Source organism: Tistlia consotensis USBA 355 (genome assembly GCF_900177295.1).
Lineage (GTDB): Bacteria > Pseudomonadota > Alphaproteobacteria > Kiloniellales > DSM-21159 > Tistlia > Tistlia consotensis.
On record NZ_FWZX01000009.1, the window covers coordinates 13,727 to 25,557 of the forward strand.

An 11,831-nucleotide genomic window follows, 5' to 3' on the forward strand; every position below is an offset into this window, starting at 1 on the left:
AGGCTCCGTTGCCGCGCCGGGCTGCCTGGGCCGGGCTGCCTGGACAGAGCGCCTTCCACCCTTGACTCCGTACCTTGGTACGGAGCGCACAATGGCTTCCGAGGTCATGGGATGAAGCGCTTCACCATCGGCCGGACGGCGAAGGCCGCCGGCGTCAACGTCGAGACCGTCCGCTTCTACGAGCGGCGCGGCCTGATCGAACAGCCGGCCAGACCGGCGGGCGGCCGCCCGCGCGAGTACGACAGCGGCACGGTCGCCCGCATCCGCTTCATCCGCCAGGCCCAGGACATCGGCTTCTCGCTGCGCGAGATCACGGAGCTGCTGTCGCTGCGCGCCGACCCCGGCGCGGACTGTGCCGACGTGCGCGCCCGCGCGATCGAGAAGCGCGAGGAGGTATCGGCCAGGCTCGAGCGGCTGTCGCGCATGCGCGACGCCCTCGACCTCCTGATCGCCCGCTGCCCGGGCGGCGGCGACCTGCGCTGCTGCACGATCCTGGAGGCCATGGAAGGCAATGCCGGCGCTGGGGACAGCGCATCCTTCGGCACGGCGACCACCGCGAGGAAAGGCAAGTCCGAGATGAAGACCACCACGATGACCATCAAGGGCATGCACTGCGACGGCTGCGCCCGCACCGTCGAGGCCCTGCTGGACCGCGTTCCGGGGGTACGCAAGGCGGAGGCGTCGTTCGACGCGCATCAGGCCCGCGTGCTGCATGACCAGGCCGAGGCGCCCGAGGCCGACCTCGTCGCGGCGGTCGCGAAAGGCGGCTTCGAAGCGGCCGTGGAGCGCCCGTGATCGAGACAGATGTCACGGGCCTCGTGATCGTGCCGGCCGGCCTCGGCCTGATCGGCTTCGTCGAGCCCTGCTCGATCGGATCGAGCCTCGTCTTCGTGAAGTACCTCGAAGGCAGGAAGGCGACCGCCAAGGTCATCGAGACGACGCTCTTCGCCCTGACCCGCGCGGCCTTCATCGGCCTGCTCGGCGTCCTTGCGGTGCTGATCGGCGCCTACTTCCTCGACCTGCAGCGCGGCGCCTGGCTGGTGCTCGGCGGCACGTATGTCGCGCTCGGCCTGCTGGTCGCCTCAGGACGAGCCCGGGCCCTGATGGTCACGATCGGTCCAGGCCTGAGGCGACTGAGCGGTGCGCGCGCGTCGGCCGGGCTCGGGCTGCTGTTCGGCCTCAACATCCCGGCCTGCGCGGCGCCGCTGCTGTTGGCATTGCTGGCCGGGTCCGCTGCTGCCCCCGGGACGACGCTGGTGAGCGGCTTCATTTCCCTCGCAATCTTCGGGTTCGCGCTGTCGGTCCCGCTCATCGCGGTCGTGCTGGTTCCCTCCGCGCGAGGACTGCTCGACCGGCTCGCGGCGCTTTCCGGCAGGTTCCCCATCGTTGCCGGTATCGTTCTCGTGGCACTGGGCGCCTGGTCGATCTGGTTCGGCCTGTTCGCTCCCGTCGCGCCGGCGGCGCCAACCTGAAAGGATCCTCGCCATGACCGCCACCACGACCGCCGATCCTTCCCCCGGGCTCTGGAGCGAGGAACCGTCCGCGCGGCCGGGGCGCGCCCGGATCCGGGCACGCATCGGCGGACTGCACTGTTCGCTGTGCACGGGCACCATCGAGAAGGCGCTCGGCCGGCAGAAGGGCGTCGGCAAGGTCGCCGTCAGCCTGACCCATGAGCAGGCGCTCATCGAGTACGACCCGCAAGCCGCAGAGCCGGCCGCCCTGCTCCAGGTGCTGCGCGACATCGGCTACACGATCCACGACCCGAACAAGCTGCGCCCCTTCGAGGAGGAGGAACGCGAGCTCGTCAACGAGGGACGCCGATTCCTCGTCGCGACCTCGTTCAGCCTGCTCGCGATTGCGCTGATCGCCCAGCCGGCCGGAGTGCTTTCGGCGGTCCTGCCGACGGTCGCGACCGTCAGCCTGGTCGCCTTCGTCTTCCTCGTCCTGCGAGCGCGCGGGCTGTGGCCGGCGGTCATCGGCGCTGGCGGCCTCGGCGCGATCACCGTTGCACTCCTCTTCGTGAAGAGCCGAGGGGGGCTCTTGGACGCCACACCTTTGCTGGTCGGCGGGCTCGCCGCCGTTCTGGTCTTCGGCGTGGCTCGGCATATCCTGGTGATGGCGGCGCAGGCGCTGCGCCGCGGCATCCTCAACCAGCACGTCCTGCTGGAAGCCGGCGCCTTCGCCGGGCTCGCCGGCGGGCTCATCGGACTGGTCCTCGAGGGGCCGAGCTATCCGACCGCGCCCTTCTTTGCCGTCGCGGTGATGGTCGCGACCTATCACATCTTCTCGGAATGGCTGTCGCTGATCGTCAAGACCCGCTCGTCGCAGGCGGTCAAGCGCCTGCTCGACCTGCAGCCGGACACGGCGCGGGTGCTGCGCGACGGCAGAGAGGTCGAGGTCGCGCTGGCCGAGGTGGCCGTCGGGGACCGGGTGCGCATCCGGCCCGGCGAGCGCCTGCCGGTCGATGGCGAGGTGATCGAGGGCCGCTCGGCCGTCGACCAGTCCCTCGTCACGGGCGAGCCGATGCCGGCCGACCGCCAGCCGGGAGACACGGTGATCGGCGGCACCATCAACGGGACCGGCACCCTGCTCATGCTCGTCACGGCCGTCGGCGGCGACAGCTTTCTCCGGCGCGTGGCGCAGGAGGTCGAGGATGCGCGTGCGCTCAAGCCCGGCCTCCTGCATCTGGTCGATCGCGTCCTGCGGATCTACACCCCGGCCGTCCTGACGATCGCCCTACTCGCCTTTGCCGGCTGGGCGCTGCTCCCGCAGCTCCTCGGTGTCGCACCAGACCTGCAGCGCGCGGTGTTCGCCGGACTGAGCGTGCTGGTCATGGGCTATCCCTGCGCCGTCGGAATCTCGGCGCCGCTGTCGATCGTGCGCGGCGCCGGAGAGGCCGCCGAAAAGGGCATCTTGATGCGCACCGGCGAATCCTTCCAGGGCTACCGGCTGGTCCGGCAGATCGCCTTCGACAAGACCGGCACCCTCACTGAGGGCCATCCGCGGGTTCACGAGATCGAGGCCGTCGAGGGGACGAGCACCGACGACGTGCTTTCACTCGCGGCCGCAGCCGAAGGTTCGTCCGAGCATCCGCTCGCCCAAGCGGTTGTCAAAGCGGCGTTCGACGCCGGGCTGACGCCATCGGAGGCCGAATCCTTCGACGCCAGCCCCGGCAAAGGCGTTTCGGCTCACATCGATGGCGCCGAGGTGCTGGTGGGCAGCCCGCGATTCGTAGCTGGGAGCGGGATTGATCTGGCGCTGCTCGAAGAGCGCCTCAATGCACTGGAAGACAAGGGGCGTACGGTGATCGCGGTGGCGCGCGACGCGAAGCTCCTCGGACTCCTCGCGCTCGGAGATGCCCCGCGCGCCGACGCGGCAGAGACCATCCGCCGGTTGCGGGATGCCGGCGTGCGGACGGTGCTGATCACCGGTGATAACCGGCGAACCGCAGAGAGGGTCGCCGAAGAGCTCGGTCTCGACGACGTGCATGCCGAAATCCTGCCGGGAGAAAAGGCGGACCTCATCCGTGCTCTGCAACAGCGCGGACGGACGGCCATGGTCGGTGACGGCATCAACGACGCGCCGGCCCTGATGCAGGCCGATGTCGGCATCGCCATGGGCTCCGGCACCGACATCGCCATCGATGCCGCCGATATCATCATCCTCAACAACCGGCTCGCGAACGTCGTCGAGGCGCGCGAGATCAGCCGCCGAGGCTACGCCAAGATGCTGCAGAACGTCTCACTCGCCTTCCTGTTCAACGGCATCGGCGTCCCGCTCGCCGCGACCGGCCTCGTCTATCCGGTGTGGGCCATGGCCGCCATGGCGGCGAGCGTGACCACCATCTTCGTCAATTCGCTCCGGGGTCGCCCGCGGCTGTTCATCGATGCCATTCTCAGCGTCGGGCGGCCACGGCCGGAGCGAGCGGAGACGGTTTGACGGCTGGAACGCGACCGCTGTCGGATGTCCCTGTGGCCGGCGACGTCTTTGGCCCGATTGGCTCGCACCGGTCAGCGCCCGGCGCCCGGACGGGCCGGGAGCGAGGTGATGTCATCGGACGTTTTGTCGCACGGTCGCGGGCCGAGCACGAGCCGCTGGCATGACGCCCAGGCAGAGACGCGGTGCAGGGCATTCCAGCCGTTGTGGTTCGATCATGGGCCCGGCGTAAGGTCTTGTGATCGATGGCGTCGATCCCGCGGTCGTCGTCGTGCAAGGGGTTTGTCCATGCGACGAAGCGGTCCGACGACGCCGTGACCGACGGGGCGGATGGTCTTCCATCACAGCTTTTGCAAATGAGAGTGATTGTCATTATTATCTCGCCCCGTCACCCACCCGAAAGGAGTTCCCCGAGTGACCAGGCGTGATGTCGTAGCCTTATCGAGCGGCCGGAGAGGCGCTGGAATGATCCGTCGCATGCTGCCCGGTGCATTCGCGGCGGCGGTCTTCGTGCTGCCGCTGGTCGTCGCCGGCCCGGCGGCGGCCGAGGAGGCGGCGCAGACCATTGTGATCAAGGACCACAAGTTCGAGCCGGCCACGGTCGAGGTGCCGGCCGGCAAACGGGTGAAGCTGGTGATCGACAACCGGGACGGCACTCCGGAGGAGTTCGAGAGCAAGGACCTGCGGCGAGAGAAGGTGATTCCCGGCAATTCCAAGGGGAGCGTCTGGGTCGGTCCGCTGCCGAAGGGCGAGTACGCGTTCGTCGGCGAGTTCCACGAGGACACCGCCAAGGGCAGGCTGATCGCCAAGTGACGCGTGAGAGGTAGGGAACAGGCATGGTCGGTTCCGCAGTCATCGTATTCCGCGAGGTCCTGGAAGCGGCGTTGATCGTCGCCATCGTGCTGGGGGCCACCCGCGGCGTCGTCGGCCGCGGCCGATGGGTCGGCAGCGGCATCCTCGCGGGCCTCGTCGGGGCGTCGGTCGTCGCCGCTTTCGCGAGCGCCATTGCCGACGCGATGGCCGGCAGCGGGCAGGAGCTGTTCAACGCCGCCGTGCTGCTCGCCGCGGTCGCGATGCTGGCTTGGCACAACGCGTGGATGTCGGCGCACGGCAAGGCGATCGCGAGCGAGATGCGCCGGGTCGGGCACGACGTGACGGTTGGGGCGCGGCCGCTCGCGGCCCTCGGCCTGGTCACCGCGCTGGCGGTGCTGCGCGAGGGCTCCGAGACCGTGCTGTTCCTCTACAGCCTCGCCGCCTCGGGGGCGAACTGGTCCGCGACCTTCGCCGGCGCCGCCGTCGGGCTCGGCGCCGGCGCCCTCGTCGGCTGGCTGCTCTACCGCGGGCTGCTGGCGATCCCGCTCAGGCACTTCTTCACGGCGGTGTCCTGGATGGTGCTGCTGCTCGCCTCCGGCCTGGCGGCGACCGCCGCCGGCTTCCTCAACCAGGCCGGGCTGGTGCCGGCGCTCGGCTTCGATGTCTGGGACACCTCCGGGATCCTGGCGCAGGACAGCTGGCTCGGCATGCTGCTGCACATCCTGGTCGGCTACACCGACCGGCCGATGGGCATCCAGATCGCGTTCTACATCGCGGCGCTGCTCGGCATCCTGACGCTGATGCGCCTGGTCGGGAGGACTGCGCGCACCGAGGCCCTGGCCGAGGCGGGCGCCACGAACTGATGGCCTGTGAAGCCGCAAGCGTGAAGCCGCCCCGTGCCGGCGGATGGGCTTGGCGTGTGGAGCGCGCGGCGGTGGCCGTGCGCCCTCACCTGCCGTTCGTGCATGCGGCCATGTTCGTCGGCTTCACGATGCTCGTCGCCGGTCCTGTCGTGTTGCCGGCCAGCGAATTCGCGGCCGCGCTCGGCGACGCCGCGCGGACCCTGATCTGGACGCTCTGGTTCCCACTGGTGTTCCTGTCCGTGCTGCTGACCGGGCGGAGCTGGTGTGGCGTGCTGTGCCCGATGGGAGCGGCCTCGGAGTGGATGAACCGCATCGGGCCGAAGCGGCCGGTGCCCGGCTGGCTGCGCTGGGAGGGCACGCCGATCGTGAGCTTCCTCCTGGTCACCATCCTCGGCCATACGGTCGGCGTGCGCGACTACCCGTCGGCCATCCTCGAGATCTTCGGCACGACCCTGCTGGCGGCGCTCGTCGTCGGCTTCTTCTATGGCCAGGGCCGGAAGAAGCGGGTCTGGTGCCGGCACGTCTGCCCGATCGGTCTGCTGCTCGGCGTGTTCTCCCGCCTCGGCGCCGTCGACCTGGTGCCGAAGCGCCTGAAGCCCGACGGCGACGGCTACGACAGCCGCGGCCTGTGCCCGACGATGATCGACCTGGGGCGCAAGACCGAAAGCCGGCACTGCGTGATGTGCGCCCGCTGCGTCCACCCGGAGAAGCGGGGCGGGCTGGCGCTCAGGTTCCGCGCGCCGGGGGCCGAGGTCGCGGACATCGCCCGCCACCATCCCTCGCCCTCCGAGATCTGGTTCCTGTTCCTCGGCACCGGCGTGTCGCTCGGCGGCTTCCTTTGGCTGGTGCTGCCGGAGTACCAGGGCCTGCGCTTCGCGCTGGTCAGCTGGATCATCGACAACGGCTACACGTGGCTCGGCGAGCCGGGGCCGGCGTGGCTGGTCTCGGTGCATCCCGAGGCCCGGGAGGTCTTCACCTGGCTCGACTTCTTCCTGATCTCGGGCTGGATGGTCGCGGTGATGCTGTCGCTGACGGCGGTGCTCGCGGTATTGCAGGCGGCTGCCGCGTGGCTCGCCGGACGGCTCGGCGCCGCCGGTGGCTTTCGCGAGCGCTTCGTGGCTCTCAGCTATCAGCTGACGCCGCCGGCCATGGTCTCGCTGCTGCTCGGCCTCGGCATCGACCTGTTCAAGCTGGTGCCCGCGGGCGCCGCGGCGCCGGTGAAGATCGCCGCACTGGCGATCGCCGTTGCCTGGGGCGCCTGGCTCGGCCGGCGCATCCTCGGCCGCATGGGCCTCGCCGGCAGTCGCGCCGCGCTCGCCATGGTGCCCGGCCTCGCCGCCGGCCTGTCGGTCGCCGCGGCGTGGTGGCCGGCCGTGGTTGGGTGAGTCTCCATTTTTTTTGGGGCCCGAGATGCGAGTGCGACAAAATATCATCCACAGAGAAAGGAGACGGAGATGACCACGATGCGAGCCGGCTTCCGGGCCGCGGTCATGGCTGGGGCACTGCTGGCGGCGGCGCTGGCGGTGCCGGCGACGGCGGCCGAGGTGTCGATCGGGGAAGCGGTGCAGAAGAATGGCCTCGAGGTCGGTGCAGTCTACCTGCAGCCGGTTGTAATGGCGCCGACGCTGGCCGGCATGACGCAGCCGACCGACGTGCACCTGGAGGCCGACGTCCGAGCCATGAGGGACAACCCCAACGGCTTCGGGCCGGGCGAGTGGGTGCCCTACCTCGGCGTCACCTATCACATCGCCAAGGTCGGATCGTCGTGGGAGTCCTCCGGCGCCTTCATGCCGATGGTCGCCGACGACGGGCCGCACTACGGTGCCAACGTCAAGCTCGACGGCCCGGGCAAGTACAGGCTGACCTACCGCATCACGCCGCCCTCCTACCAGGGCTTCTACCGCCACACCGACGAGGAGACCGGCGTCGCCGAGTGGTGGCCGCCGTTCGACGCGAGCTGGGAGTTCGCCTTCGCCGGCGTCGGCAAGAAGGGCGCCTACTGAAACGCGGGCCATAGCACGGCGACCGCACCGGCCTCGGTCCGGTCTGGGCGGCGTCCTTCCCGGGCGGCGTTCGGCGCATCGAGACGGACGATGTGAAGCACGCCGAGCGACGGCCAGGAGTCAGATGGCCTCGCAAGAGGTCGAGATTGTGAGGTCCCGATTGGCTCCGAATTTCGAGGGGGCCGCAACAGAGATGGCTGTGACGGCACCCATTCGCCGGGTGTCGCGTTCGCTTGTCGCGGCGGTCAGCTCTATCGATCCTGAGCCGGAGTCATGTGACCTGTCGGAACCTGGATGGATCCGGCTGGGCACGATCCGGTCCAGGCCCCGCATCGACCCTGGCCAGAGCGTTTTCCGATCGTACGGCATCACCGGCCCGCACCCCAAACCGTAGGTTTGGGGTGCGGGCCGGTGCCGATTCCGCTTCAGCGGAAAACGCTCTGCCCCGAGGCCCATGTCTCCACCGGCAGGCCGGCGGCCCGCCATTCCGGCAGACCGTCCTCCAGGCGCCGGACGCTGAAGCCGCGCGCCCTCAGCGCGGCAACGGCCTCGTAGGACAGGACGCAATACGGGCCCCGGCAGTACGCGACGATCTCCTGAGCTGGATCGATCTCCGCCAGACGGCTTTCCAACTCCAAGAGCGGAATGTTGATCGCGCCGGGGAGGTGCCCCAGCGCGTACTCGTCTGGCGGCCGGACGTCGAGCACCGTGACCAGACCGAGCCGGGACCGCTCGAGCAGTTCCTCGCGCGTTACCGGCTCATGCCCGTCGCGCTCGCTGAAGTAGCCGCGGATCAGCCGATCCACGGCCGCGACGTTGCGCTCCGCCACCGTGCCGAGTGTCCGCAGCAGATCGAGCGCCGCGTCGTCGGCGAGACGGTAGCGCACGAACTTGCCGTCGCGGCGCGCGGAGACCAGTCCCGCCCGCCGCAGCTGCTGCAGGTGTTGGGAGGCGTTGGCAACGGAAAGTCCCGTCCGTTCGGCGACGGCCTCGACGCCGCGCTCGCCCTGGGCGAGCTGCTCCAGGAGCTCCAGCCGGTGCGGATGGGCGATCGCCTTCGCGACCTCCGCGAGGGCCGAGAGAAGAACCTGCTTCGGGGTTTCCGATGTCACTTGACGGTGAGTCTCAATCATTCAATTATTCGATTGAATACAGGGTGCACCGGCATCCGTCAAGACCGATGACCTGGGAACTAAGTGTTGCTGACACATGAGCCGTTGATCCGCCTGGGCTTCTTCACCGGCGTGCTGGCGCTGATGGCCGGCTGGGAGCTGCTGGCGCCGCGCCGGCCCCAGGCAATCGGGCGCGACCTGCGCTGGCCGAGCAATCTCGGGATCGTCGTCCTCGACACGCTGCTGCTGCGGCTCGTCTTCCCGACCGCTGCCGTCGGCTTTGCGCTGCTCGCGGCGGAGCGCGGCTGGGGTCTGTTCAACGCGGTCGCGGTGCCCGAATGGCTGGCCGTGGTCGGCTCCGTGCTGATCCTCGACCTCGCGATCTACCTACAGCACGTGCTGTTCCATGCGGTGCCGGCATTCTGGCGGCTGCACCGCATGCACCACGCCGACCTCGAGTTCGACGTTACCACCGGGCTGCGCTTCCATCCCTTCGAGATCCTCCTCTCGATGGGCATCAAGCTGGCCGTGGTCGCCCTGCTCGGCCCGCCGGCCGTCGCCGTCCTGATCTTCGAGGTGCTGCTGAACGCCACCTCCCTGTTCAACCACGGCAACGTGGGCATGCCGGCCGGTCTGGACCGGGCGCTGCGCTGGATCGTGGTGACCCCGGACATGCACCGGGTCCACCACTCCATCCTGCCGCACGAGACCAACAGCAACTTCGGCTTCAACCTGCCCTGGTGGGACCGGCTGCTCGGCACCTACCGGGCCCAGCCCAGCGCCGGGCACGAGGCCATGACACTCGGCATCGAGCAGTTCCGGACCCCGCGCGATCTGTGGCTCGACCGGTTGCTGACACAGCCGTTCCGCGGCCCCGCATCGGGATATCCGATCAATCGCAGAGAAGAGAATGCCGATGACCTCCGACGCGCCAGCTGACAGGAAGTCGCGATCCCGGATGGCGCTGCTCGGCTTCATCTGCGGACTGGGCGCCATCGCTGCTCTGGCGGCCTCCGCCGTCGGCTACCGGCTCGCTTGGTGGCCGGTGACGACGGCGCTGAGCCTCGCCGAATACGGCGCCTATGCAGCCGCCCTGGGCGTCGCCCTCTCGCTCGTCGGGCTGATCTCGGCGTCGCGCCGGTGCGTCAGACGTGGCGTCCCGCTCGGGCTGCTCGGCTTCGTCGCGGCCGTACCCGTCCTGGCCATGGCGGTGAGGTGGGAGTACGCGACGCGCCATTACCCGCCGATCAATGACATCAGCACCGACACCGACGATCCGCCGATCTTCTGGGACATGCCCAACCCCAGCGAGTACCCGGGCGGGCGGGCCGCCGAGCTGCAGCATGTGGCCTATCCGGATCTGGGGACCCTCTTGCTGAGCATCACACGCGAGCGCGCCTTCACCCTCGCGCGGGAGATTGCGCAGGACAACGGCTGGGAGATCGTCGCCGAGGCCCCCGACGAGGGCCGCATCGAAGCCGTCGCCACCAGTCCGATCTACGGCTTCAAGGACGAGGTCGTCATCCGGATCGAATCCGCGGAGGGGAAGGCCGAGGTCGACCTGCGCTCCCGCTCACGCCTCGGGCGCATCGATCGCGGCGTGAACGCCGCACGCATCCGCGACTTCTGCGCGCAGCTGCGCGAACGAGCCTCGGAGGATCGGCAACCTTGAAACGATTGCGGACACAAGGCGCGGCGGGCAGCAGATTCGGGAGAAAGTCGAAGCCCCTGCGCCCAGTCGCCTGCAGTCTATTCCTGCTTCTCTCTGCCGGCGTCATCGTCGCCGTCGTCGGCGTCAAGCCCGACTGGCTCGAGCCGGCAGCGCTTGCTGGCCGCGTCGAGGAAGCCGGAATCTGGGCGCCGCTCATCTTTGTCGAGCTCTACGCGGCGGGCACGTTGCTGTTCCTGCCCGGCTCCGTCTTCGCGCTCGTCGCCGGCGCCCTCTTCGGGCCCGTCTGGGGGACGCTGCTGAACCTCGCCGGCGCGACCCTGGGAGCGTCGGGGGCTTTCCTGATTGCGCGGTATGTCGCTTCCGACTGGGTACGGGGCAGGACGGGTCCGCAGGCCGAGCGCTTCATCCGCGGCATCGAAGCCGAGGGCTGGCGCTTCGTCGCCTTCGTCCGCCTGGTCCCGCTGTTCCCCTTCAACCTGACGAACTACGGGCTGGGGCTGACTCGGATTCCGTTGCTGCTGTATGTCGTCACCTCGCTGGTCTGCATGGCGCCTGGTGCCGTGGCCTACAGCTGGCTGGGCCACGCGGGGAGATCCGCACTTGCCGGCGACGCCTCGGCGATCCGCTACGGCCTCGCGGCCCTGGGTCTGCTGGCGGCCATCGCCTTCCTGCCGCGTCTCGGCCGGCGATTGCGCCGACGAGGACCGCGGTGGATCGAGGTCGACGAACTCGCGGACGGGTTGGCCGAGCGGCACCCGACGGTCGTCGACGTGCACAGTCCCGACGAGTTCGTCGGTCCGCTCGGCCATATCGCGGGAGCGGTCAATCTGCCGCTGGGCGATCTGCCCGGCCGGATGGGTGGGATCAATGGCCCCGAGGACAGGCCGGTCATCCTGGTCTGCCGCACGGACAAGCGCTCGACGGACGCGGCGGCGTTGCTGCGCGAGGCCGGCTTCCGCGACCTGCGCGTGCTCCGCGGCGGCATGGAGGCGTGGAGCCGCGCCGGCCGGCCCATCGAGCAGGGAGCGCCGCGAGACCGATCGGCAGTCATTGGAGAAGGCCCATGAGAACGCTGTTCATCGTCAACGACCCGCCCTACGGCAGCGAGCGCTGCTACAACGCCCTGCGGCTCGCCCATGCTCTGTTCAAGAACGACCCGGACGGCAAGGTCACCGTGTTCCTGATGGCCGACGCCGTGCTCGCCGCGAAGGCGGGCCAGAAGACACCGAACGGCTACTACAACGTAGAGCGCATGGTGAAACACGTCGTCACCGGCAAGGGCCGGGTGCTGCTGTGCGGCACTTGCATGGACGCGCGCGGCATCGCCGAGAGCGACCTGGTCGAAGGCGCGCAGCGCAGCACCATGGACGAGTTGGCATCGGCCACCATTGAAGCCGACAAGCTGCTGGTGTTCTAGTGGTCCGATGCCAAT

General features: G+C 69.4%; 12 protein-coding genes. 11 read left to right on the forward strand and 1 reads right to left on the reverse strand.

Going from position 1 to position 11,831, the window contains the following annotated elements; genetic code table 11:
- Nucleotides 1-111 precede the first annotated feature (111 nt).
- From B9O00_RS12840 to B9O00_RS12870, 7 genes are all read left to right on the forward strand, one after another.
- Entirely contained in the window at nt 112-795 is a 684-nt protein-coding gene (locus B9O00_RS12840) for a MerR family DNA-binding protein (protein ID WP_085123085.1), read from the forward strand.
- Nucleotides 792-1,472, forward strand: a complete 681-nt coding sequence (locus B9O00_RS12845; RefSeq protein ID WP_085123086.1) for a hypothetical protein — start codon at nt 792-794, stop codon at nt 1,470-1,472. The genes B9O00_RS12840 and B9O00_RS12845 overlap by 4 nt, the downstream gene beginning before the upstream one ends.
- Nucleotides 1,473-1,485: 13 nt before the next feature.
- Nucleotides 1,486-3,939, forward strand: coding sequence for a heavy metal translocating P-type ATPase (locus tag B9O00_RS12850; protein WP_085123087.1), 2,454 nt, complete (start codon nt 1,486-1,488; stop codon nt 3,937-3,939).
- 474 nt (nt 3,940-4,413) lie between these two features.
- Nucleotides 4,414-4,749, forward strand: a complete 336-nt coding sequence (locus B9O00_RS12855; protein WP_089229713.1) for a cupredoxin domain-containing protein — start codon at nt 4,414-4,416, stop codon at nt 4,747-4,749.
- A gap of 23 nt (nt 4,750-4,772) precedes the next feature.
- Nucleotides 4,773-5,612, forward strand: a complete 840-nt coding sequence (locus tag B9O00_RS12860) for an FTR1 family iron permease (protein WP_085123089.1) — start codon at nt 4,773-4,775, stop codon at nt 5,610-5,612.
- Between the two features lie 71 nt (nt 5,613-5,683).
- Nucleotides 5,684-6,997 (forward strand): 4Fe-4S binding protein, encoded by a 1,314-nt coding sequence (locus tag B9O00_RS12865; protein WP_159460205.1) that lies wholly within the window; start codon nt 5,684-5,686, stop codon nt 6,995-6,997.
- A gap of 69 nt (nt 6,998-7,066) precedes the next feature.
- Nucleotides 7,067-7,615, forward strand: coding sequence for an iron transporter (locus B9O00_RS12870; RefSeq protein WP_235017121.1), 549 nt, complete (start codon nt 7,067-7,069; stop codon nt 7,613-7,615).
- 425 nt (nt 7,616-8,040) lie between these two features.
- Here B9O00_RS12870 and B9O00_RS12875 read toward each other — a convergent pair whose 3' ends face one another.
- Nucleotides 8,041-8,748, reverse strand: coding sequence for an ArsR/SmtB family transcription factor (locus B9O00_RS12875; RefSeq protein ID WP_089229709.1), 708 nt, complete (start codon nt 8,746-8,748; stop codon nt 8,041-8,043).
- Nucleotides 8,749-8,832: 84 nt separating this feature from the next.
- Here B9O00_RS12875 and B9O00_RS12880 point away from each other — a divergent pair, with 84 nt between their 5' ends.
- From B9O00_RS12880 to B9O00_RS12895, 4 genes are read left to right on the forward strand one after another with little or no spacing between them, the layout of a single operon-like run.
- A complete protein-coding gene (locus B9O00_RS12880; protein ID WP_235017122.1) occupies nt 8,833-9,666 on the forward strand; it encodes a sterol desaturase family protein in 834 nt (277 codons plus the stop codon).
- Nucleotides 9,644-10,399 carry a DUF1499 domain-containing protein gene (locus B9O00_RS12885; RefSeq protein WP_159460206.1) on the forward strand — a complete coding sequence of 252 codons (756 nt, stop codon included), beginning with the start codon at nt 9,644-9,646 and terminating at the stop codon, nt 10,397-10,399. The genes B9O00_RS12880 and B9O00_RS12885 overlap by 23 nt, the downstream gene beginning before the upstream one ends.
- Nucleotides 10,396-11,466 carry a VTT domain-containing protein gene (locus tag B9O00_RS12890; RefSeq protein WP_200808487.1) on the forward strand — a complete coding sequence of 357 codons (1,071 nt, stop codon included), beginning with the start codon at nt 10,396-10,398 and terminating at the stop codon, nt 11,464-11,466. Before B9O00_RS12885 ends, B9O00_RS12890 begins: the two co-directional genes overlap by 4 nt.
- Nucleotides 11,463-11,816, forward strand: coding sequence for a DsrE/DsrF/TusD sulfur relay family protein (locus B9O00_RS12895; protein ID WP_085123091.1), 354 nt, complete (start codon nt 11,463-11,465; stop codon nt 11,814-11,816). Before B9O00_RS12890 ends, B9O00_RS12895 begins: the two co-directional genes overlap by 4 nt.
- The last annotated feature ends 15 nt before the right edge of the window (nt 11,817-11,831 follow it).

Excerpts from the sequence above, each read along its gene's own strand:
- B9O00_RS12840 (WP_085123085.1), top strand. The coding sequence starts at position 112 with ATGAAGCGCTTCACCATCGGCCGGACGGCGAAGGCCGCCGGCGTCAAC.
- B9O00_RS12850 (WP_085123087.1), top strand. The coding sequence starts at position 1,486 with ATGACCGCCACCACGACCGCCGATCCTTCCCCCGGGCTCTGGAGCGAG.
- B9O00_RS12855 (WP_089229713.1), top strand. The coding sequence starts at position 4,414 with ATGCTGCCCGGTGCATTCGCGGCGGCGGTCTTCGTGCTGCCGCTGGTC.
- B9O00_RS12860 (WP_085123089.1), top strand. The coding sequence starts at position 4,773 with ATGGTCGGTTCCGCAGTCATCGTATTCCGCGAGGTCCTGGAAGCGGCG.
- B9O00_RS12870 (WP_235017121.1), top strand. The coding sequence starts at position 7,067 with ATGACCACGATGCGAGCCGGCTTCCGGGCCGCGGTCATGGCTGGGGCA.
- B9O00_RS12875 (WP_089229709.1), bottom strand. The coding sequence starts at position 8,748 with ATGATTGAGACTCACCGTCAAGTGACATCGGAAACCCCGAAGCAGGTT.
- B9O00_RS12885 (WP_159460206.1), top strand. The coding sequence starts at position 9,644 with ATGACCTCCGACGCGCCAGCTGACAGGAAGTCGCGATCCCGGATGGCG.
- B9O00_RS12895 (WP_085123091.1), top strand. The coding sequence starts at position 11,463 with ATGAGAACGCTGTTCATCGTCAACGACCCGCCCTACGGCAGCGAGCGC.